Genomic DNA, 23089 nt, shown 5'->3' on the forward strand with positions numbered 1-23089 from the left:
AAAGTGTTTTAATAAAAAAAAAATCCAGGTGCTTTGCACCTGGATTTTTTTTTTTATTAAAGTTAATGACCATGCGGAAGAGTATTTAAACGATCTTTTTCCGTTGTAAGGTCAGCATGAATCAGATGAATCAATAGGATGGTCATAGGAATCGCTGCTGCCCAAATTGCACGACCAGCAAACAGATTGCAAATGACAACGCCAACAACACCGCCGCCTACAAACATACAGAGCATTCCGAGGTGGTGCAGCATCCGTTTGATAAAGACGGTATCTTTGTGGGAAAGAAACTTGTAAAGATGGATTCCGACCTGACGGACATGGTTGGTACAAAAAGTAGTTGCCATAGGGATTCCTTCAGACTGGCGGAAGGTGTTGTACTGCATGGAACAGATAAAGTTGATGGCAACCTGAGAAATCTGATACGGAGCAGAATCCGGAACAAATCCCAGAGCGATAATGAAGATAATTTCAATTGCAACCAGAATCGTTTCCCATCGCAGGAAATTTACTTTGGTCAGCCTCAGAGCGACAGCCTCCGAAACAAATGCTCCTGCCATATATGCGGTCATTGGGATGAAGTAATAGGCCGCTTTGTACCAGCTTTTGTTTCCAAGTTCAATGGCAAACAGAACAAAATTCGCTGTCTGTGCGTTACAGAATACTCCGCCCCGAAGGAGAAAAGTATATACTCCGTAAAAACCGGCAACAAACATCAGAAGCCAGAAAACCCAGTGTCGTTCACATTCCAGATATTCTGTTTCCCGTGAAGTCATGAATATCGCTCCTTTTCTTGATCATCTTGTCATGTGGGCTTATTGTGTATTATACTACTCTCATACTATTTTGCAAATACATATTTTTTTATTTATCCATACGTTTTTGATATGATAAATTGAGGAGGAAAACAGATGTCGGTCAATCTGGATTCATATAAAACGTTTTATTATGTGGCGAAATATCGCAATATCACACATGCAGCTAAAGCATTGTTTCAGACGCAGCCGACAGTTAGTCGGTGCATTGCCGGATTGGAGGCAGAGCTTGGGTGCCGGCTGTTTGTCCGCTCCAAAAAAGGGGTTATGCTGACACCGGAAGCGGAACTTTTATACCAGCATATCAGTGCTGCCTGTCAGGAGATTTTTCTGGCGGAGGAACAACTCTCGAAACATAAATCCTTTCAGGAGGGACTGATTCGGATTGGTGCCAGTGAAATGACCATTCACCATTGCCTTCTTCCCTTCCTGGGTGCATTTCGGCAAAAGTATCCGGGGATACGCATTCAGATTTCCAGTTATAACACCCCGACTGCTTTTGATGCACTCAAAAAAGGTGAGATTGATTTTGCCGTTATCATCTCCCCTTACCCGCAGATAAGCGGTTATCGGGTTACCAGAATATCTACCTTTCGGGATATTGTAATTGTGGGAAAGGATTTTTCCCATCTGTGTTCCGAAAAGATGGATTTTCATAAGCTGACCAGTTATCCGTTGATCTGTCTGCAATCTGGGACAGGAACCCGTCAGTATCTGGAGGAGTTGTTTGAGCACTTTGGTCAGGAGCTTCGCCCCGAAATAGAACTTCCCACCACCGACCTGATTGTGCCGGTTGTGCAGCAAAACCTTGGCATTGGAATTGTTCCGGAAAATTTTGCACGCAAAGCCTTGCAGGAAAAAAGCGTGTTCCAGGTTCACTTAAAGCAGGACTTTCCACCACGACAGATCAGTGTGGTAAGTCACCAATTGCATCCAATTTCTTTGGCAGGTCAGCAGTTTTTGCAGCTTTTAATGCAGCAAATGACAATGGATGACAAAAAGTCCACCCCGCAGGTAGAGTTATCAAAATAGACATGATTTATCTGTAAATTGGACATGGACAGGTGCTATAATAAATTTATCAACAGGTTTTAGAATAAACCTGACAGAAAGGAATGAATGTCAAATGAAATTGTGTGAGAATAAGGTTGCGCTGATTACCTCCGCAACACGTGGTATTGGACTTGCCTGCGCAAAGAAACTGGCAGAAAACGGCGCTAAAGTATATCTGGCAGTCAGAAGACTGGATGCAGGACAGAAAGTTGCAGATGAAATCATTGCAGAAGGCGGACAGGCAGGAGTTGTCTACTTTGATGCAGAAAAAGAAGAAACCTTTACCTCCATGGTGGATGAGGTTGTTGCAAAAGAAGGCAGAATTGACATCCTGGTCAACAATTATGGTGCTACCGATGTTAAGGTTGACTTTGACCTGGTAAACGGCGATACAGACGGATTTTTCCGCATTGTTGAGAATAACCTCAAGAGTGTTTACATCCCATGTAAACAGGCAGTAAAATCGATGATTAAAACTGGCGGCGGTTCGATCGTTAACATTTCTTCGGTTGGCGGAAAATATCCGGATCTCTCCAGAATGGCTTATGGCATTTCCAAATCTGCCATTAACTATCTGACACAGAATATTGCAGTTCAGTATGCAAGACAGGGTGTTCGCTGCAACGCAGTTATGCCGGGATTTATCGCAACTGATGCTGCTATGCAGAACATGTCAGAAGACTTCCTCAAGATGTTCTTAAAGAATGTTCCTCTGAACCGTCCAGGTCAGCCGGAAGATATTGCAAATGCAGTTTTGTTCTTTGCAAGTGATATGTCTTCCTTCGTTACCGGTGAGACCATGCCGGTAGCGGGTGGATTTGGTCTTCCTTCCCCAATGTATGCAATGTATCAGGATATGAAGAGCAAAGGTTAAATAAAAAATAAAAAAGGACGCCATACGGCGTCCTTTTTTTCTACATGTATTTTCCATAGATTTGATCTCCTTTCAGTTGGTGATTTTAGTATAGCATTCGATTTCCCTAAAATGAATGGATTAAAGGTTGAGTTTTTGCCTTTTTCCTCAACTAAACAGAGAAAACGCACTCAACCAACGGTTGAATGCGTTGTTTTTACAGTGATTTGAGATACAAAACCTCATCAGCACCGAAGGAGTTTTTGCGCTCTTGGGTCAAGATAAATCCATGCTTTTCATAGAAGCGGCGTGCCCGAATATTCTGCTCAAAAACCCATAAACCGACCTGCTTAAATCCAGCAGATTTTATTTCCTGCAGAATATGCTCCATCATCATCGAACCATATCCCCTGCCCCAGTTACCTTTTCGGCTGTGAATGCAGATCAGCTCCGCCCAGTCCGGGTGGTTTTCTCCCCGGTAAGAATCCCAGAAAGCCATGCAGTGCGGCTGAGAATCAATCAGGAGCAGAGAGCCATGTGCAGAAGTTTCATTCAGCACATAATGATACATTTGAGCAATACGCTGTTTGTCGAGATGACTTTTTAGCTTTTCATCCGGGAGAATTCCAGAAAAAGCAGCTTCCCAGGCTTCTGCCTGAATTTCGGCAAGCATTGCTTCATCGCCGGGAACAGCATGGCGAATTACAACATTTTCTTCCATAGTTTTTCTCCTCTTTACTTTTCCATGCGGCTGATCGCGTTCTGCGCACCGGCAACATCTGCAATATTTTCCAGCGCAAAATAGGAGGAGTATCTCCTGCCATTTCTGCGGTAGGATTCCTGCCAAAACAGGATGGTGCCGTTTCCATTTTTGTGGAGATGAATGTCCATCGGAGGAATATCCTCTGCCTGATAGAGATGGATTTTGCTTCCGGAGCGGATGATCAGCTTTTTGTTGGTGATGATATAAAAGGTTTTGTTACGCAGACAGATGGACTGAATAAAGCGTCCGAACAAAAGATAAATGCCGACACCAACAAATGGGAGTCCCCAAATTGCCATAAAAAGGGAGGAAGTGCTGGTGATGACCGAAAATTCCCAGAAAAGCGCAAATGCAAGCCAGAAAATGCTGAACGGAATCATGACAAGATCCCGGCTGGTAAAAGTAAAGCCTTTTTCCGGTGCACCTTCCCATAAGATGTATTCGTTGTCTGAAATATAAGGTTTGCAAAAATCATAATGATCTAAAGTTGTCATGGGTATTTTGACCTCCTCGCTGAGACCTGACTATCGAAGCTTTTTAGAAAGGTACAGAATTAGATCGTCCTGCGTTCGCTCAAAATAGATCCGCACATGGTCAGCAGTGCGTTTCTGCAGGGTGATTTCCATTGTACACCTTCCCTCCTTTTAAATTGCATGACTGTACTTAGGATTTATTGCAACGCATTTACCAGTTCTTTAAAGTGTCTGCCTCTTGCTTCAAAATCAGGATAGAGGTCAAAGCTTGCGCAGGCAGGAGACAGAGAAACAATGTCTCCTTTTTCGGCAACTTCCCTTGCCTTTTGAACTGCTTCCTGCATGGAAGAAACATGAAGGATGGTCAATTTATCTGGATCGTAGCCTTCGCAGGAGGTAACAGCAGCCTCAATCTTTGGTGCAGTTACACCCATCAGGATCAGAACTTTGACTTTTTCAATGATCTTTGGAGCTAGCGGTTCAAACGGGATCTTCTTGTCATAGCCGCCTGCAATCAGGATGAGTTTCTGTTTAAAGGAATTAAGTCCCGCAATAGTTCTTGTTGGGCTGGATGCAATGGAGTCATTGTACCATGTTACACCGTCGAGTTCACGAACAAATTCGATGCGGTGTTCCACTCCGCCGAAATTCTTCGCAACCGAAATGATATTTTCTTTGGAAACCTCTCCCCAGACTGCGCTGATGGCAGCAAGGTAATTTTCTACGTTGTGGATACCTGGGATGCGGATTTCATCCATGTGGAGTACTGGGGTAACACTGTGACGGTCGTTCATGGTAAGAGTACCATCTTCTGCAAGATAACAGCCCAGTGCAGGGGTAATTCTGCGGCTGAACTGCATTGCTTCTCCGCGGATCTCCGGCAGGAAGGAAGCGGTGATTTCATTATCCGCATTGATAACAGTGCGGCTGATACCACCCTGATGCAGATAGATGTTGCGTTTTGCGTCGATATATTCCTGCATATCCTTGTGGACATCCAGATGGTTTGGTGCAACGTTGGTGATAACCGCAACGTCTGGGGATTTTCTCATGGAAATCAGCTGGAAGCTGGACAGCTCCACAACAGCGCGGTCATCTGGACCAATCTGTTCAATCCTTGGAAGGAGTGGGAAGCCGATATTTCCGCCTAAAAATACCGAAAATCCCTGTGCCTTTAAGAATTCCGAAATAACGGTGGTGGTAGTGGTTTTACCATCGGAACCGGTTACGGCATAGATTTTGCATGGGCAAAGATCAAAGAACAGTTCCATTTCGCTGGTTACAAAGGCGCCGCTCTCTCTTGCCTGCTGGAGTGCCGGAGTAAAATAATTCATGCCTGGGGTGCGCAGGATGATGTCCTCCTCACACAGATTTTCCAGATAGTTCTCACCGAGGGTAAGCTTAATTCCCAAAGCTTCCAGTTTGTCAGCTTCTTCCCCGATCTGTTCGCGGGTTCGCTTGTCGCGCAGGGTGACAATTGCTCCTTTGGAAGCAAACATTGGCAGCAGTTCGCGATGGCTGCGTCCCAGACCGATAAAGGATACTTTTTTGTTATGTAAGCTCTTGTAAAAAGAGTTCAGCTTGTCGTTCATGGTGTATCTCTCCTTGAAAATATCATTTATCCTGTAAAAGATGACTTTATTATACTCCCAAAGAACAGGGATGTCGAGCGAGAAAGGTCGCATCCATGCAGTTTGTTGAAAACTCGAGGGCAATGTTACCAACAAATCAGTGTAAAGGGCAGCAAAGTTTCGTGTAAAAAATGAAACGGCAAGTAAGTTAGGGAGAGAAAACGAGCAAAACAAAGAGATTTCGAGAGATAGAGGGCTATAAATTAAAAATTCGGCTAAAAAGCCCTTGACAGCTGATTTTGAATTGGATATAATAGAGAACGTTGATTTGTCATCATTGGGATTTTTGCGGAAAACCGATGATATAAATTGTATTCGATACAAAATAAACAGGAGGTAGTAAACATGTCTACAACAATGCCAAACGCACAGAACATTACTCGTAAATGGTATGTTATCGACGCTGCAGACAAGCCACTGGGCCGTACCGCTGCTCTGGCTGCTGACCTGCTCCGCGGCAAACATAAACCAATCTTCGCTCCACACGTTGACTGTGGTGACCACGTTATCATCATCAATGCTGAAAAAGCTGTTCTCACCGGTAAGAAACTGGTTCAGAAAGTTCACTATCATCACTCTGGTTGGATCGGCGGCATGAAAGCAATCCGTTACGACAAACTGATGAAAGAGAACCCAGAAAAAGCTATGATGCTGGCTGTTAAAGGAATGGTTCCAGACACCACCATCGGCAGACAGGCTCTGACCCGCTGCAGAATCTACAGAGGCAGCGAGCATAACCATGCTGCTCAGAAACCAGAACAGTTCTAATTCGGAAGGAGGACAATGAACTATGTACGAATCTAAAGCATATTTCTACGGCACTGGCAGAAGAAAACACTCTGTATCCAGAGTAAGACTCTACCCAGGTACCGGTAAAGTTACAATCAACGACAGAGATATCGACGAATACTTCGGTCTGGATACTCTGAAAGTTATCGTTCGTCAGCCATTTGAAGTTACCAACACTGCTGGTAAATTTGACGTTGTTTGCACCGTTCGCGGTGGCGGCGTTTCCGGTCAGGCTGGTGCTATCCGTCACGGTATCGCTCGCGCTCTGCTGCAGAACGGCGACGAAATGCGTCCAGAACTGAAAAAAGCTGGTCTGCTGACTCGTGACCCAAGAATGAAAGAGCGTAAGAAATACGGTCTCAAAGCAGCTCGTCGCGCTCCACAGTTCTCCAAGAGATAAATTCCACCGCTTTTCAGTCCGTCTTAGGACGCTGTTTTGCCGGATTTATCGAAGTTTTTGGAATTCTGAGCGTTCCTGGATTGCGCTGTGCTTGACTGCGTAAGGAGCGAGCAAGGAGCAAGCAAGGAACAAATATCGCAAGCGAAAACCGAAATCTGATGAGCAGGAGATGTATCCGCAAGGAGAACATCTCCTGCTTTTTTGCTATCAGCTGTTTTCATGGTGTACTCTCTTAAATTTGGTTGATTGCCTCCACCAGGGTCTCAATGTCCAAGTGGGTGTAAACACGTTCGGTGAGCGTCATGGCACCGGAGTGTCCAACAATCTTCTTAATCATGGTCTGATCCACATGCGCTTCTGTCAGCATGGAGATACAGGTGTGTCTGGTGTCGTGGGGCGTGTGGTTGAAGCCGATCTGCTCCATCAGGGGTGTAAAATAGCTGTCATAATAGTTTCTGTAGTCAAAGTGCTTCTGGTCAGGGGTATGCAGCAGGTATTCGCATTTGGAGCCTTCATACCATGCCTTGTAAAACGGAAGCACTTTGTCTGCAATCGGGACTTTCCGCAGACCGTTTTCCGTTTTGCTGGCAATCACATCGAAGTATTGTTCTTCCAGATGGACATCTTCCTTTTTCAAGTCCAGAAACTCCGAGATGCGGCAGCCATTGTAAATCAGCATCAGCACGATCTGATAGAACGGGTCCTCCGCCAGCTCCCACAGCCGCTTGATCTCGGCTTTGGTAAACTTGTTCCGATCACGTTTGTCAGGATTCTTGTCCTTGTACCGGATAATATCCACAAACTCGGAATAGTCCTTGTTGCAGATGTCATTCTTCATGGCATAGTCATACAGCTGACTGAACAGGCCCTTCAGCTTCTTCAAGGTGGGATAGTTCTTCCCGCAGGTGTCTACCACAAGCTGTAAATCCGCCAGCTTGATCTCCCGGAACACCTTATGGTACAGCGTCCCGCACACCTTGTAGGAGGCTTCATAGCCCTTCACATTTGAGGCCGAGATGGTGGGATACTTCCCCTTGGACCAGCACTCATAGACCTCCTGGAAGGTGGCCTTGGACGCTTTTACATCGAAGGGGTTATTGTTGTACTCCGCCAGCATTTGAAGGCCCTCCGCTCTGGTGGCCGCATAACCGATGGTGATTTGCTCCTGAATTTGTTTCTGTTTCGCTTCGTCCCAATGCCAGCCTACGGTCTTTTTGACAGCATAGGGTCTTCTTCGTTTTCCGGACATTTTCTTGACGCTTCCATATCCGTTGGGTAATCTCAAATAGTATCAAACTTCCTTTCTCCCAGTGACTAAAGATAAAATTTGAAGGTGCTTTCCCTTCATCACTGCTGGCTGCCGCTTTCCTCGGCAGCCTTTTTCATTTGCTCCAGCCGCTGGCGATCCAGTTCGTTGCGGCGCTGGATGCGCTCCATCTCGGTGAGAACTTCCACTTCCCTGTCCTGTAGCTTGGCTTCCGCATAGTAGGCCAACTCTTTTTCCATCCAGCGGTCGAAGCCCTCCTGATCTGTCCAGTAAGTTTCCAGCTTCTCACGTTCGTCCCGGAAATCCTCCAATATCAGGCACAGGGAGTCATTCATCTCCGCTGAAGAGTCGTTCCCCTTGAACCGCAGGGAGCAAGACCATTCCTCACTGTGGGGCGGACGCTGCACATCAATCTCAAACCGGATGCCCGCTTTTTTGTTGAGCTGGTAAAGCACCGCAATCACATCAGACAGGCTGTTCAGTTCGATACTGGGCCGTCTGTAACCGATCAAATCTGCCGGAGAAACGTTCAGCTCCTTGGCTATGGCGTTGATCATGGCAATGGACGGTTCAATCTCGCCGCTCTCATATTTCTGGATGGTACGCAGGGTCTTGTCGAGCCGAGTGGCAAGCTCTGTCTGGCTTAAACCGGCCGCTTTTCGTGCCGACTTAATCCTTTCGCCGATTTCAGCTGGATTGCTGTTCATTTGAATCACCTCGCCTGTATTGTAACACGTAGTCCTGCGAATTGCAAGAGCGTAATATGAATTTTTTATTCGTATTTGCTCTTGACAAGGCGTCATAGGGAGGATATAATAAGGATGCGAATTAAAAATTCGTATTTTAGAGGTAAGGAGGTGAGAAACATGGAGAAAAAGGTTTATGTTGAGCTGCCGCCATTCACCGGACGGAATGTTCCCATTACTGAGATTGCCGCAGCAATGCACAAGGATGCTCAGTATGTACGAGTTGGCCTGCAAAAAGGCATTCTGAAATTCGGCTACGCCATCAAGCTGGACAATTCCAACGAGTACAACTACTACTGCCCTGACCGGAAAGTGTGGGAAGAAATCGGATATTTCCAGCCGGAGGCAGCCTAAAAAAGAAAAGAGCCCTCATCCTGGCAGATGAGAACTCTTTCGAGACAGTCCCAACGGCAGCTGCCGTGTGAACGATCCGTTCGCATGGATATTATAACACGGCAGCTGCCAATTTCAACAACGATTTTCAGGAGGTTATTTGAATTTGACAGCGTTACCAGACATTTTAAGGAAAGACGGTCTGTTCTGCTGTTGGCGGTATGAAGAAAGAAACGGAAGGAAAACAAAAGTTCCTTATCAACCGGATACCGGGCTTGGAGCCAAAAGCAATGATCCAAGCAGCTTCGTGTCCTACGATATCGCAGTACAGGCGAAGGGTTACGATGGTATCGGTCTTGGTATCTTCAACGGGATTTGCGCCATTGACCTGGACAACTGCGTAACGGACAGCGGCTACTACACCGGGGTCGCCGCAGAGATCGTTACGCTGATGCACAGCTACACCGAGTACAGCCCCAGCGGGAACGGATTACACATTCTGTTCCGGGCAGACGGCTTCCAGTACGATACCAAACGATTTTATATCATGAATCATCAGGCCGATATTGAAGTCTATGTGGCAGGCGCAACCAACAAGTATGTGACAGTGACCGGAAAAGCATGTGAGCAATATGATTTTGGAGATCGCACAAAGGAACTGCAAATCCTTTTGGAGCGATTCATGGTCAGACCGGAAACCAATGCAGCAAATGCAATAAATGCAGGAAATCCCGATATGGACACAGCACAGCTTCTCAGCATGGCAAAGTCCAGCAAAAACAGAGCAGCTTTTACTTCCCTCTGGGATGGATCCACAATGGGATACGCTTCCCAGTCCGAGGCAGATTTGGCATTATGCAGTTATCTGGCATTCTGGACAGGAAAAGATGCAGCAAAAATGGATGCCATGTTCCGCCAATCCGGCCTGATGCGTGACAAATGGGATCGGCAGCAATCCGGGACAACCTACGGAGCCATTACCATCCAGAAAGCCATCGAAAATTGCAAAGAGGTCTACACGCCAAAGCAAGAGACTACACCGCAATTTCCACCATTGGTGCCATTGACGCCACAGTGGAGTGAGCTTCCGACATTCCCGGTGGATGCGTTGCCTGACACGATCCGAAGATATGTCAGCGCAGTTGCAGAGCACAGCCAGACAGCACCGGACATGGCGGCCGTGATCAGCCTTGGCGTCCTGGCAGTCTGCCTGCAAGGTAAATACAAGGTGGAAGGCGCACCTGGCTATTATGAACCGCTGAGCCTTTACACCGTGGTGATCGCTGCTCCCGGCGAGCGCAAATCCAGCGTCATGCGGGATATGACTAAGTATCTCTACGAATACGAGCAGGAATACAATCAGTCCCGCAGCTCTGAAATTCGGGAAAACCGCTTACAGCGAGAAGCGTTGGAGCACCAAATCTCCGGTCTGCAAAAGAAGCTGGAACACAAGGAAGATCGTGAAACAGAACTGGAGCTTCGGCATCTGCAAGAGCAGCTTGAAGATATACCCGAGTTGAAGCCGGTCCGCTTCTTTGCCGATGACTGTTCCAGCGAAGCATTGACCAGCCTGATGGCTGCCAACGGCGGTGTGTTCTCCGTAATCTCTACCGAAGGCGGCATCTTCGATATTATGGCCGGGCGGTATTCCAACAAGACTAATATCGACATCTGGCTGAAGGGTCATTGCGGCGATACCATCTATGTAGACAGAATGACCCGTGATTCAGAGTGTATCATGCACCCGGCCCTTTCCGCTATTCTCTCCATCCAGCCCAGCGTGCTGGATGAGATCATGTCCAACACCACCATGACAGGCCGGGGGCTGATTGCACGATTCCTGTATGCGTCGCCGCCGTCCAGAATTGGCGGGCGGACATTCCGAACTCCATCCGTTCCTCCCGAAGTCAGCGCCGCCTATCGCAATCTGATATTTCACCTGATGGCATTGCCAATCAGCGAGGACACTCAAACGCTGTATCTCTCCGAGAAAGCCTTTGACCTGATGGCCGACTACTTCCTGGAACACGAAAGGTTTCTGGCTGGTGAAGGGCAGGCCATCTCCGACTGGGCCAGCAAGTATATTGGCGCCGTTCTCCGGATTGCAGGATTGCTCCACGGCGCTGATATGGACGATGGACAGTACGAGATTTCCGTATCGACTGTAAACCGTGCAATTCAAATTGGAAAATACTTTCTGGCTCATTCCACCTACGCTTACTCCATGATGGGCACAGACCTGAGTATCCAGAAAGCCAAATTCGTGATGGCAAAGCTGAAAAAGAAGAACGTCACCATGATAAAGCGTTCCGATCTTTTTCAGATGTGCCGGGGCAAGTTTTTCAAGAAGACGGAGGAAATCTTTCCCACGTTGGAGCTTCTGGAAGGACACGGCTACCTCCGGATGGAAGAACCAGAGCGGAAGTCAGCTGGCAGGCCAGCGGACGTGAGGATCTTCGTAAATCCCGCCGCAGCGTGAGCAGGAATATACTGCATTTATTGCATTTCCTGCTTAACCCTCGTGACCCCCGTCCCCACACTGAAATCCGCAGAGTTCAGTGTGGACCGGCAGGGAGAATATTACGGACTTCTCCCTGCCAACGGACGAAAAATCATGAGCATGACCGGCTGCGAATGAATTGCCGTCCGTACCGTCATTTGCGTCACAAATGGCGGTTGAGGCTCCCGCAGGAGCCGCACTCCCCCTCGGAGAGCGCAAAACTTTTGATGGCTCTGCTGTCAAAAGTGCTTTTGCGTTACTTTTGACAAAAGTAACAAAACCCGCCGCTGGTGCGGCGAAAGGAATTCTTATTATAACTACTGTAAAATCGGAGGTGACAGATATAAAACGGACTATCAGTGCTATGTCGGGCAAGGGTGTGATTGAGCATAATCGCCGCACCTATATCGCTGAAAATGTAGACCCGGAACGAACGCATCTGAGCATCGAATACTGCTATACGCCCATCGAGCAGGCGTATCATGAGCTGTTCGATGAAGCTCTGGCAGCGTACAACGCCAAACAGAAACGTAAAGACCGGTGCATCGAAAACTATTACAAAAAAATCTGTGACGGAGATCAGGAAAAGCCATTTTATGAAGTAATCTTTCAGATCGGAAACAAGGATGATATGTCTGCCGCCAGCGAGAACGGGAACCTGGCAAGAGCTATTTTGGACAAATTCATGCGGAGCTTCCAAGAGCGAAATCCCCATCTTCATGTGTTCTCTGCCCATCTGCACATGGACGAAGCCACGCCCCATCTTCACATTGATTTCATTCCGTTTACCACCGGAAGCAAGAGAGGTCTTTCCACCCGTGTATCTCTGAAACAGGCCCTTGCCGATCAGGGCATCACCGGCGAAGGACGCTCCATGACAGAGCGTGCCGTATGGGTGCAAAAAGAAAAAGAAGCACTGGCTGAAATCATGTTGGAACATGGTATAGAGTGGGAGCAGAAAGGCGAACACCGGGAGCACCTGAGTGTTCTGGAATATAAACGGGAACAGCGCACACAGGAGTTGGCCGAGCTGGAGCAGACGATTGAGCGTGTTCAACAGCAACAGGTTTCCATCAAGGCTGTGGAAGAGATTGAAGCCAAACCCCTGCCGCTATCCTCCAAGGTGGCGCTGGAACGGGAGGATTATCAGGCACTTGCTACGGCTGCGCAGAAATTTGTTGTGCAGGAGAAACAGGAAGGAAAGCTCAAAAAGCTCCTGAAGGAAGCCAAGAAAACCATTGCTGAACTGAAAAGCACCATTGCCGATCTGAAAGCGCAGCTGGCTGCGGCTACAAAGGAACTCTCGGAGTATAAGTCTGTCCGTGAAAGACTCCATACAGCGGAATTAGAGCAGGAAAATAACAATCTTCGTAGCAAGCTCAGCAGTTATGAGACAATCATTGATCATAATAATCTGTGGTCGTACTTTTCGCGGTATAGAGAAAAGACACATAAAAGGGATGACGCCCGATAAATCTTCAGCAGATTGTAAACGCAAAAAAGATTGATACGAAAAAAGAGTTGTTCTCCCGGTATGCGGACTGTGTACGAGAGTTTCAGGCTATGGCAGAGTGCCTGCTTTTCCAGCATAGTTTCCGCCTGGAAGCCAAGATGACGCTGGAAGTTTTGGAAGAAAGATAATCGGATATATGTCAACATCGCCCATCGATCACAGATTGGTGGGCGATATTTTACTTTGTTGAGTATTATCCCCAGACATGGGAGCTACAGAGGGGACTTCATATTGACATTTTTGGTTTGGATATGTTATCATAGTGTTAGCTGTTAGTTAACAGCTAACACTATGAAGGGAGGAATATTGATGTCTGTATCAGCTGCCGACAAGAAAAAACTTGGCAAGTGGATTAAGCAATCAAGAGAAATGAAGCAACCTTATCTCTCTCAGCGGCAGTTGGCGCTGGCCGTCGATATCACAAATGCCTCTCTCAGCTCGATTGAGAGCGGGATGATTTTCCCTTCCGAAGAGTTGTTATTAAAACTACTTGACCAACTCCAGCCGCCTCCTGAACTGCGTGAGAAAATGTTGACCCTTTTCGCAAAAGCAAAAGGAACATCACCACCAGACATAAACGCAGAACTCAGTAAAAGCCCAAAACTGTGGGGTCTGATAAGACAACTAATTGCAGTAGACCCCTCGGAAGAACAAGTTACTCAAATCGAACAATTTATTTGCGCGGGCGTTTCCGCATCAGGAGGAACTACAAATGACGTTGAATGAACTTTTTAAAAATACTACATACGATGATACTCTTTTTTCTACCGAGGCCAAATCTGCGGTAGAGTCTCGCATTTTCATGAAGTCTGTCCGCGGCGCCGAGGTTCCTTATATCACTTGCGCAATCCGTGATAAAGAAATCAAGCTTACACCTGAAGAAGCTGTTCGTCAGCTCTATATTTACAAGCTGATGAACGAATACGGATACCCTGCCAGTCGGATACAGTTAGAAGTTCCGATCCATTTTGGCAGAGAAGTAAAACGAGCGGATATTGCCATTATGGATAAAGACCGACCTATGGTGCCGTATATCATTGTGGAACTAAAAAAGCCGAAACTCACCGATGGCAAGGAACAACTGAAATCCTACTGTAACGCTACCGGTGCGCCTATCGGCGTCTGGACGAACGGCGAGCAAATTTCCTGCTACAATCGAAAGGACCCCAATTTCTTCGAGGAAATCAGCGATATTCCTAAGGCTTCGCAAAAGCTTTCGGACATCATCAACGAGAAGTTTACCTACGAAGATTTGAAGCGCATAGATAAAATCAGCACCCAAAAGAAATCCCTCCGCTCTCTAATTAAGGAGATGGAGGACGAAGTTTTGGCCAGCGCAGGTGTGGACTCCTTCGAAGAAATCTTCAAGCTGATTTTTGCAAAACTGTATGATGAGCTAGTGTGCGCCAATGACCCCACTGCATATCTACAGTTCCGTAACAACGGCAATACTGACTATGAGCTAAAAGAGAAAATTCAGGGGCTGTTTGATGATGCCAAAAAGAAGTGGGAGGGAATCTTCACTGATGAGAGCAAGATCCTGCTTTCCCCCTCCCATCTTGCGGTCTGTGTAGCTTCTCTGCAGGACATTAAGCTGTTTAACAACAATCTTGATGTTGTCGATGATGCTTTTGAATACCTGATGAGCAAGGCTCAAAAGGGCGAGAAGGGCCAGTATTTTACACCTCGTTATGTCATTGATATGTGCGTTAAGATGATGAACCCCACCACAAAGGATAAAATCATCGACACTGCCTGCGGCAGCTCCGGATTTACTGGCCATAGCATTTTTAAGGTCTGGAAAGATATTCGCAGAGAAAAAGGGCTCCCAGAAGGTGACGGATTCACCGCTGCGGAACGCATTCCCGAAGAAACCAATTTCGTCAGAGACAATGTTTTCGCCATTGACTTTGATGAAAAGACCGTCCGTGTTGCCCGTACACTGAACCTGATCGCCGGTGACGGTCAGACCAATGTACTTCACCTGAATACACTGGACTATTCCCGTTGGGGTGAAACCACCAAGCAGGAAGACTGGATTGATACCTATAACGAAGGCTTTAAGAAGCTGAAGAAGCTCCAGCCCGCTGGTGTGAAGGATTATAGCCAGTTCCAGTTTGACCTTGTGATGGCTAATCCTCCGTTCGCTGGCGATATCAAAGAAAATACAATTATTTCTCATTATGAGCTTGGAAAAAATAGCGCTGGTAAGTGGCAGAACAAAGTCGGTCGTGATGTTCTGTTTATTGAGCGAAACCTGAACTTCCTGAAGCCGGGTGGCCGTATGGCAATCGTCCTGCCGCAGGGTCGGTTCAACAATTCCAGCGATAAGTACATCCGCGAGTTTATTGCTGAGCGCTGCCGTATTCTCGCCGTTGTTGGCTTGCACGGAAATGTGTTCAAACCTCACACTGGAACCAAGACCTCAGTTCTGTTTGTGCAGAAGTGGGATGATGAGTTGTGTCCGAAAAAGGACGATTATCCTATCTTCTTCGCTACGATGCAGAAACCAAGCAAGGATAACTCCGGCGATAAGATTTACGTGAAAGACCCTGTTACTGGCGAAAACAAGCTCGATAGCCATGGACATCTGATCGTTGACCACGATCTGTATAACCACGAAGGTTTGACACAGGACGGCATCGCAGAAGCTTTTATTGAATTTGCAAAGAAGGAAGGTTTAAGTTTTTTCCGATAAGCCCATCCATTGAACCTTTCAATGAAGCCAAGTACAAGGCTTTAATGGATGGGCTGGAATGTAGTGAAATCAATCTTCGTTATGTTATGGATAAGCTTCTTCGTGTAGATGCCGAATACTACCAGAAAGATAACCTGATTTTAGAAAACGTCCTTGAGTCCATGGAAGGAAAAACAATTTCTGCCCACAACGGAAAAACGGATTGCAGTGCCTTTTATCCTTCGATCACTGGATATTACAGTGGTGATAGAAACAACATTCCGTTTCTGCGGGTGAACGAAATCGTCGATGGACTTGTTGTCATTTCGGACAAAACGGTTTTTCTGCCCGAAAAAGTACTGAAGGCCAATAGCAAAACCATTGCATTGGCTTATCCGGGAGATATTATTATCGCAAAAGGCGGCAACACATTGGCAAAGGTCGGCCTTGTCACAGATGAGTATAGCGTTTACGCTACCTGCCGAGATGTGATAATTCTCAGGACAGGCGAGATAACTGCTCTTAATAAATTTTATCTTTGGGCATATTTGCATGGCTCTTTTGGGCAAAAACTGATGTGGCGCTCTGCCAGTCAGACCGGGCAACCGCATCTTACCCTTAACTCTATTGATGGTATTCACGTTCCTGAGTACTCAATGGCCTTGCAGGAAGCCATTGAAGAACTCTACAATCAATCGGTATGCGTTAAGCAAAAATCTCAAAGTAAATACAATGAAGCGGTCAATACACTTGAAAAATACCTTGGTATATCGAAAAACGATAGTAAGGCTATTTCTACAAAAATGCTTTCGGACAGTTTCAAAACAATTGGTAGATTGGACGCAGAATACTATCAGCCGAAATATGAGGCAATTGTAAAGAAACTCAATACAAGAGAGACTGTATTGTCATTGTGTAATCTGTATGACAAAAACTTTAACCCTGATGAAAAACAAACATATCAATACATCGAACTTGCAGATGTGGGGCAATCGGGTGATATTTCTGATATTGATATTCAACACGGCAGTGATCTACCCACGAGAGCACGTCGGATTGTAAAATCAGGACAGGTGATAGTATCTTCTGTTGAAGGCTCATTACAAAGCTGTGCCCTAATTACCGACGAATATGATGGTGCACTGTGTTCAACTGGGTTTTATGTGCTCGATTCTGATTGTATTAACTCTGAAACTTTGCTTGTCCTTTTCAAATCTGAGCCAATACAGGCTCTGATGAAGCAACGCTGCTCAGGGACAATTCTTACTGCAATTAGCAAAGATGAACTTCTTTCCATGCCGTTACCAATGATTGATGATGGCATTCAAAAAGAAATTGCAGTCAAAGTACAGGAATCCTTTGTGCTTCGCAAGCAATCCAGGCAACTGCTTGAATATGCAAAACAGGCTGTCGAGATGGCTATCGAGCAGGGAGAAGATGCAGCGCTGGCATGGCTGAAAGACAAGGTGAAATAGCGGTATGCAGGTAGAAAGAAAATACGAGCAATGGAAAGCAATCACCGAGTCTGATTTTGTTACGCTGTTCATCAAAACATGGTTTACATTCATCGCCGTTTTGAGAGAATTGAATCCTGATGTTGATGTTTTCGCGGAAGATGGCAAGCCACGAGGTGACAAACCTTTCCTGAATGCATATAAAGAAGGTATTATGCCCTTTGTGCAAAAGAACATCAATACGGACGAGTTTGCTCAAGAGCTCTTCGCAATGTACCCCGTCAGTATGCGAAAAGTAATGGATGTTTTTCCTCAGTATTTCTTCCAGACTTTTTTCCAAATCAATCGTGAGTTCTCCTATGAGGAGAAGACTATTGATCTTGATAAGGATGGTAACCTGAAGGAGAGGTATCAAGCAAACTTACATATTGTTGATAAGCACATTCTGAAATTCTACTTGGGTGTTTCCGGCCAGTTCCGCACTACAAAATATAACGAGAGCATCAAGAAAGAAATTGATCTACGACCGATCATTCAGGCTACTGTAGAGAAGCATCGTTATCAAAACTACATCATAAACGAAACACAATTCATGCGTGATTTTTACGATGCTCTGATGGGTGAAATCTCAGGAACGCTGCGGTGCTATATTGATGTAACACTTCCGAAAAGGAACTTTAATCAAACTGTGACCGGCAAAATCAAAGACGCCTGCCTGCGGTTGAATACAGCGCTCCGGCTCAGATTTGAGTACAACTACAAATATCCTCACGAAGTGGATCCGCTGGCCGCACCAAACTCTTATGCAATCATCTATCAAGTTCCATTCAATGGTTTCAGTCGTTTAGAACGAGAAAACATCTATGCAACACGAAGAGGTGAATACGCACCGCTAATTGCAACAAAGGCAGTGGACTGGTTTGCCAACTATGTGTATGCATTGAGGAATGCCTTGTTCCATGAAATAATCAGTCCGTTGGATGAAGAGTGGCAAGCTATTTTCAAATCGGCATACTTGCTTCTAAAACAAGTTTCTGATATTTGCATCTCTTGTATTTCTCAGATAGAGGAATTCCCTCAGACACAAGAAAATGCCGTTTTCGAGTATGCAGAAAAACACAAATCAGAGTGCTTTGATCCTTTGGCAGATCATGTAGAACTCCTGGATTTCCCCAAGATGGTACTGTCTGATTGGAAAGTAGAAAAAGGAAAGATCACGCTGCGAGGGTGGTTTTCTGCAACGCTCAAGCTTCAACAAGGAGATGCGGAAGCAATAGAAAATGGGACAGGCTCGATCACTACCGAAGACAAGGGCTTCGATTTTTCTATTACACTTGGTGATGATTTCAAGATCGTAAAAGACAAGGAAACACAAAAAGAGATTATTGAAATCAAACTTCAGGGTACATAGTGATAACTATTCCTCTTTTTGTGCTGTGGAAAAAAGACTCAGGAATTGAATATATACCTTCAAATTATATAAAGTACCACCGGCATATGCCGGTGGTACCATCCTCACTTATTCATCAATTCTTCCTTTAATCTGATTCCAACCTTTAATCCTTCCACGAACCCCGCCTTCTCATGGTCACGGCAGAGGGTGCAGATCGGATAGATCACCTGATCCATTTCTCTCAGTGTCATGCCGTTCATGGCCTGATACAGGGCGTTGAAATCTGCCTTGATTTGGTCGTCGTCCATCCTGTTTACCTCGCTATAGGCTTCATACAGGAGCGTCAGAATAGATTCTCCATTACCATAGTTCAACTCATGGGACATGACGTATTCTTTCAATGCCTGGAGTATTTCTCTATCATGCGAAGATCACCTCCGCATTGATGATTTCTTCCGCTGCATTGTGGATGTTATTCATGCGCCGCATCCAGGCCATTTGATTCTGTGCTTTGAGTTGTTCAGTGACGCCTTGTTTTTCTGCCATCTGCTTTACCAGAAGGTCGAGCATCTCCTTGGCCCGGTTATCTATTTCTACAAGATAGCTGCTCAGCTTTCCACTGGTCAGCAGATCGGCATAGAGAACCGGATGATATTCCTTGATGTAACACAGATACTTTCTGCCCCACATTCCGACGGGCTGGATATCAGCTTTGTCCAGCACAAGGCAGGGAATGTAATAGTCGCCTTGGAGTTCGTACCAAAGGCCATTATTCCTGTCAAAGATGTATTTTTCCATGATGTGTGTCCTCCGTATGTGTATTTGATTTTAAGGTGAATCAAATAACAGCACACTGTTTCGCTTCTCACTTGTTGCCCTGTGAAGCCCTGGGCAGCTGTACACAAGGAACTCGTAGGATGCAAAATCAGTTTTTCGTGGTCAATCCACGAGCAGGAAAATCATAATTGAATACATCTAAAAACCGCTGATTTACGCTGAAAACCAAGCAGAAAACGAAGAAATTCCCTGAGATTCAGCATGGCATATTTGGAGCTTTCGGAGTTCAGCAAGCGTTAACCAGACTTCCCCAAGAGATAATTTCCCATTTCGGGTTTTTATATCGTATCAAAAGCGTTTCCGATTTTCGGAAACGCTTTTTTTATTTGCATGATTAACCTTTTATATTTTCTTGAGAGAAGATATGAGAATCTTTACACCCGATTTTTATTTCTATTTAAGTTACAGCCTTTATGATATAATTACTTTATATACACATGTTTTTTATTTGAAGATAAGTCTAGGGGTAAAGAGGGAGAATGCGATATGAGACTTTTACTGGCGGAAGATGAATTAGCGCTGTCAAAAGCACTTACAGCGATATTGGAACGAAATAATTATTCTGTGGATGCAGCTTATGATGGTCAGGAAGCATTGGAGTATTTAGAAGCAGACAATTATGATGGCGTTATTCTCGATATTATGATGCCGAAAGTGGATGGAATCACAGTGCTGAAGGAGATTCGGAAAAGAGGAAATCTGATTCCGGTTCTGCTGCTGACGGCAAAATCTGAAGTGGACGACAAGGTCCTGGGGCTGGATGCTGGTGCAAACGACTACCTGACCAAGCCTTTTAATTCAAGGGAATTGCTGGCAAGAATTCGTGCAATGACACGAACACAGGCAGCTCAGGCAAACTCACAGCTGCATATCGGAAATGTAGTGTTGGATCGTGCCACCTATGAGCTTTCCACTCCATCCGGAAGTTATCGGCTGGCAAACAAGGAATTTCAGATGATGGAAATGCTGATGAGCAATCCTAAAAATTTGATTTCTTCCGAACGGTTTATGGAAAAGATTTGGGGATATGACAGCGAAGCAGAAATCAATGTGGTTTGGGTGTACATTTCCTATCTGCGCAAAAAATTAGCTGCACTGCACGCCAATATCCAGATTAAAGCCATGCGAAATGCCGGTTATACTCTGGAGGAAATTGTATGATACGAAAACTTCGAATAAAACTGATTCTTGCATCCATGCTGTCTTTGCTGCTTGTTTTAACTATAATTTTGGGTGTTGTAGGGGTCCTGAATCATAGAAAAATCGTACAAGATGCAGACAGCATATTGGCACTCCTGCAGGAAAATGACGGCAACTTTCCACTCGATGAACGTATGGGAAACGATTTATTTTCCATAGAAAAACATCTTAGAAACAATCACCGCTTTTCTCCGGAGCTGCCTTATGAGTCCAGATACTTTTCTGTGTTTTTGACAGAAACCGGTGATGTCATTTCTGTAAATACCGGTAAGATTGCAGCTGTGGATACCACAACAGCGATCAACTATGCACATACGGTACTCCGTACAGGGCTTTTAAAGGGATTTGTGGATGATTATCGTTATACAACCTATACGGTTGGAAATGAAATTCACATTATTTTTCTTGACTACGGTCGTGAAATGACTTCGTTCCGAAGCTTTTTATTTACCAGTATGGGGGTTTCCGTAGTTGGGCTGATGGCTGTATTATTTTTGCTGATCTTTCTTTCCGGTCGAATTGTTAAGCCATTTTCAGAAAACTACGAGAAACAGAAACGCTTTATCACCGATGCAGGTCATGAGTTGAAAACACCATTAACAATCATTGATGCGGATGCAGAAGTGCTGGAAATGGATATTGGCGAAAACGAATGGCTGCGTGACATTCAAACACAAACAAAACGTCTGGCACAGTTGACCAATAGCTTGATTCTGTTGTCTCGAATGGAGGAACAGCCTCGCACCGAAAAAATTGAGTTTCCAATTTCTGATCTGGTGGAGGAAACGGTAGAAACATTCCAGGCATTAGCAAAAACACGCAACAAAAATCTTTCTGCAAATATTCAGCCTATGCTTTCCATGAGCGGAGATGAAAAAGCGGTCCGGCAACTGATCACAATCCTTTTGGATAATGCTATCAAGTATGCTAATGATGGGGGTAAAATTGAGATTACGCTCAAAAAACAAAAGAATATGATATACCTCAGCACATTCAATACGGTAGAGTCGATTTCCAAAGAGAACATAATGCATCTGTTTGATCGTTTTTACCGAGTAGATCAATCAAGAAATTCTCAAACAGGTGGTTATGGACTGGGACTTTCCATTGCGGCAGCAATTGTGAATGCTCATAAAGGAAAAATTACAGCAAGTACCGAGGATGAAAAGTCACTTCTAATTACGGCAGCTTTTCCGGTATAACGAAAAATAAGATATATTATAAGACTATTATAAAACGCCATCTTAGAAAAGATGGCGTTCTTTTTTGGCTTAAATTTGGAAAAATATCAATTTTAAGTTGAATTAAGTTTGTACTTTAAGTTTGCCTAAGGTTTAAAATCTATACTTTATTCAAACAAAAGATATTACAACAACCAATTGAGAATACGATAAATTGAAAGGAGCTTGTTTATGTATAACAATCAAGAATATATTTCCGCAAACTTTACAACAGAATCGAATTTACCAAAATCTCCAAATTACAAAAAAACTCCGCATAAGAAAAACAAGATTGCAAGAAAAATCGTTGCACTAGGATTAAGTGCAGTTTTCTTTGGTGGTATTGCAGGAGGAAGCTTTTATGGGGTCAATAATCTGCTTGAAAGTTTCCAGACACAGGGGGAACAGAATTCTGTTTCGAGCAGTGATCTTTCCCTCTCCAATGTGTCATATACGTCCAACTCATCGAGCCAATCTCTGGATGTGTCGACTATTGCAGAACAGGGACTTTCCTCTGTTGTGTCGGTAACTAATAGCTCGGTTCAGGAAGTGCAGAGTTTCTTTGGACAGTTTGGCCGAAATGGCCGTGGCCAGATGCAGCTGCAGGAAACAACAAGCTGTGGATCAGGTGTGATTATCCATTCAGATGATTCTTATCTCTATATGGTTACCAACTACCATGTTGTGGAAGGTGCAACTACCCTATCTGTAACGTTCGTGGATGACCAAACCTATGAAGCTCAATTGTGCGGCTACGACGAATCAATGGATATCGCATTGCTGAAGGTACCGGTTGGTTCGCTGTCTTCGGATACACTGTCGCAAATTTCTGTAGTTACCATTGGTGATTCGGAGGAACTGGTTGTAGGCGAACAGGTTGTTGCGATCGGAAATGCTCTTGGATATGGTCAATCGGTAACCACCGGTATTGTTAGTGCTCTGAATCGTACCATCAGCACAGATACAGGTGCTTCTGCATATATTCAGACCGATGCAGCAATTAACCCGGGCAACAGCGGCGGCGCACTGTTCAATATGAATGGTGAACTGGTTGGAATCAACACCGCAAAGGTTTCATCTACGGATGTTGAAGGAATGGGTTATGCAATTCCTATCTCTCAGGTGCTGGAACTGATCGAATCCATGATGAATGGATACCAGGTCTAGTCGTT

At 45.2% G+C, this 23089-nt stretch carries 22 protein-coding genes; 14 read left to right on the top strand and 8 right to left on the bottom strand.

The genetic code is table 11. The features are described from left to right. Positions 1-62: 62 nt before the first annotated feature. Entirely contained in the window at positions 63-776 is a 714-nt protein-coding gene (locus BQ5375_RS02895) for a YoaK family protein (protein WP_022131461.1), read from the bottom strand. Positions 777-911: 135 nt separating this feature from the next. On the opposite strand from BQ5375_RS02895, the gene BQ5375_RS02900 reads away from it, so the two are divergent. Both BQ5375_RS02900 and hdhA read left to right on the top strand, forming a co-directional pair. Further along, positions 912-1847, top strand: coding sequence for a LysR family transcriptional regulator (locus tag BQ5375_RS02900; RefSeq protein WP_022131460.1), 936 nt, complete (start codon positions 912-914; stop codon positions 1845-1847). A gap of 94 nt (positions 1848-1941) precedes the next feature. Further along, positions 1942-2742, top strand: coding sequence for a 7alpha-hydroxysteroid dehydrogenase (hdhA, locus tag BQ5375_RS02905; protein WP_022131459.1), 801 nt, complete (start codon positions 1942-1944; stop codon positions 2740-2742). A 196-nt stretch (positions 2743-2938) separates the two neighbouring features. Here hdhA and BQ5375_RS02910 read toward each other — a convergent pair whose 3' ends face one another. The 3 genes from BQ5375_RS02910 to murD form a co-directional block, all read right to left on the bottom strand. Then, positions 2939-3442 (bottom strand): GNAT family N-acetyltransferase, encoded by a 504-nt coding sequence (locus BQ5375_RS02910; protein ID WP_022131458.1) that lies wholly within the window; start codon positions 3440-3442, stop codon positions 2939-2941. 14 nt (positions 3443-3456) lie between these two features. Beyond that, positions 3457-3978 (bottom strand): hypothetical protein, encoded by a 522-nt coding sequence (locus BQ5375_RS02915; RefSeq protein WP_022131457.1) that lies wholly within the window; start codon positions 3976-3978, stop codon positions 3457-3459. Between the two features lie 176 nt (positions 3979-4154). After that, on the bottom strand, positions 4155-5549 hold the full coding sequence (gene murD, locus BQ5375_RS02920; RefSeq protein ID WP_022131455.1) for a UDP-N-acetylmuramoyl-L-alanine--D-glutamate ligase: 1395 nt from the start codon (positions 5547-5549) through the stop codon (positions 4155-4157). 384 nt (positions 5550-5933) lie between these two features. Between murD and rplM the strand changes: the two genes are divergently transcribed. Together rplM and rpsI are read left to right on the top strand one after the other, a co-directional pair. Next, a complete protein-coding gene (rplM, locus tag BQ5375_RS02925) occupies positions 5934-6356 on the top strand; it encodes a 50S ribosomal protein L13 (protein WP_022131454.1) in 423 nt (140 codons plus the stop codon). Between the two features lie 22 nt (positions 6357-6378). Continuing rightward, positions 6379-6777 (top strand): 30S ribosomal protein S9, encoded by a 399-nt coding sequence (gene rpsI / locus BQ5375_RS02930; RefSeq protein WP_022131453.1) that lies wholly within the window; start codon positions 6379-6381, stop codon positions 6775-6777. Between the two features lie 232 nt (positions 6778-7009). Here the strand turns inward: rpsI and BQ5375_RS02940 are convergent, their stop codons facing one another. Next, the gene (locus BQ5375_RS02940) at positions 7010-8062 is read right to left on the bottom strand and encodes a tyrosine-type recombinase/integrase (RefSeq protein ID WP_076917384.1); all 1053 of its coding nucleotides are present in this window, start codon (positions 8060-8062) and stop codon (positions 7010-7012) included. Positions 8063-8124: 62 nt separating this feature from the next. After that, a complete protein-coding gene (locus BQ5375_RS02945) occupies positions 8125-8751 on the bottom strand; it encodes a helix-turn-helix domain-containing protein (protein ID WP_076917385.1) in 627 nt (208 codons plus the stop codon). Positions 8752-8910: 159 nt separating this feature from the next. On the opposite strand from BQ5375_RS02945, the gene BQ5375_RS02950 reads away from it, so the two are divergent. The 7 genes from BQ5375_RS02950 (at position 8911) to BQ5375_RS02980 (ending at position 18678) form a co-directional block, all read left to right on the top strand. Continuing rightward, on the top strand, positions 8911-9144 hold the full coding sequence (locus BQ5375_RS02950) for a hypothetical protein (protein ID WP_076917386.1): 234 nt from the start codon (positions 8911-8913) through the stop codon (positions 9142-9144). A 145-nt stretch (positions 9145-9289) separates the two neighbouring features. After that, entirely contained in the window at positions 9290-11602 is a 2313-nt protein-coding gene (locus tag BQ5375_RS02955; RefSeq protein ID WP_076917387.1) for a phage NrS-1 polymerase family protein, read from the top strand. Positions 11603-11987: 385 nt separating this feature from the next. Next, complete coding sequence (locus BQ5375_RS02960) at positions 11988-13097, top strand: plasmid recombination protein (protein ID WP_076917388.1); 1110 nt, start codon at positions 11988-11990, stop codon at positions 13095-13097. A 348-nt stretch (positions 13098-13445) separates the two neighbouring features. Further along, the gene (locus BQ5375_RS02965) at positions 13446-13862 is read left to right on the top strand and encodes a helix-turn-helix domain-containing protein (protein ID WP_076917389.1); all 417 of its coding nucleotides are present in this window, start codon (positions 13446-13448) and stop codon (positions 13860-13862) included. Beyond that, positions 13849-15834, top strand: coding sequence for an N-6 DNA methylase (locus tag BQ5375_RS02970; protein WP_076917390.1), 1986 nt, complete (start codon positions 13849-13851; stop codon positions 15832-15834). The genes BQ5375_RS02965 and BQ5375_RS02970 overlap by 14 nt, the downstream gene beginning before the upstream one ends. A gap of 44 nt (positions 15835-15878) precedes the next feature. Beyond that, positions 15879-17288 carry a restriction endonuclease subunit S domain-containing protein gene (locus BQ5375_RS02975; RefSeq protein ID WP_076917391.1) on the top strand — a complete coding sequence of 470 codons (1410 nt, stop codon included), beginning with the start codon at positions 15879-15881 and terminating at the stop codon, positions 17286-17288. Between the two features lie 4 nt (positions 17289-17292). After that, positions 17293-18678, top strand: coding sequence for a hypothetical protein (locus BQ5375_RS02980; RefSeq protein ID WP_076917392.1), 1386 nt, complete (start codon positions 17293-17295; stop codon positions 18676-18678). Positions 18679-18782: 104 nt separating this feature from the next. On the opposite strand, the gene BQ5375_RS02985 is transcribed toward BQ5375_RS02980, so the two are convergent. Further along, positions 18783-19046 carry a hypothetical protein gene (locus BQ5375_RS02985; RefSeq protein WP_076917393.1) on the bottom strand — a complete coding sequence of 88 codons (264 nt, stop codon included), beginning with the start codon at positions 19044-19046 and terminating at the stop codon, positions 18783-18785. Between the two features lie 34 nt (positions 19047-19080). Continuing rightward, a complete protein-coding gene (locus BQ5375_RS02990; RefSeq protein ID WP_076917394.1) occupies positions 19081-19458 on the bottom strand; it encodes a TnpV protein in 378 nt (125 codons plus the stop codon). A 525-nt stretch (positions 19459-19983) separates the two neighbouring features. Between BQ5375_RS02990 and BQ5375_RS02995 the strand changes: the two genes are divergently transcribed. From BQ5375_RS02995 to BQ5375_RS03005, 3 genes are all read left to right on the top strand, one after another. After that, positions 19984-20658, top strand: coding sequence for a response regulator transcription factor (locus tag BQ5375_RS02995; RefSeq protein WP_022131452.1), 675 nt, complete (start codon positions 19984-19986; stop codon positions 20656-20658). Beyond that, positions 20655-21899, top strand: coding sequence for a sensor histidine kinase (locus BQ5375_RS03000; RefSeq protein WP_022131451.1), 1245 nt, complete (start codon positions 20655-20657; stop codon positions 21897-21899). The genes BQ5375_RS02995 and BQ5375_RS03000 overlap by 4 nt, the downstream gene beginning before the upstream one ends. Positions 21900-22109: 210 nt before the next feature. Continuing rightward, positions 22110-23084, top strand: a complete 975-nt coding sequence (locus BQ5375_RS03005) for a S1C family serine protease (protein ID WP_022131450.1) — start codon at positions 22110-22112, stop codon at positions 23082-23084. The last annotated feature ends 5 nt before the right edge of the window (positions 23085-23089 follow it).

This window comes from Negativibacillus massiliensis (genome assembly GCF_900148495.1).
Taxonomy (GTDB): domain Bacteria; phylum Bacillota; class Clostridia; order Oscillospirales; family Ruminococcaceae; genus Negativibacillus; species Negativibacillus massiliensis.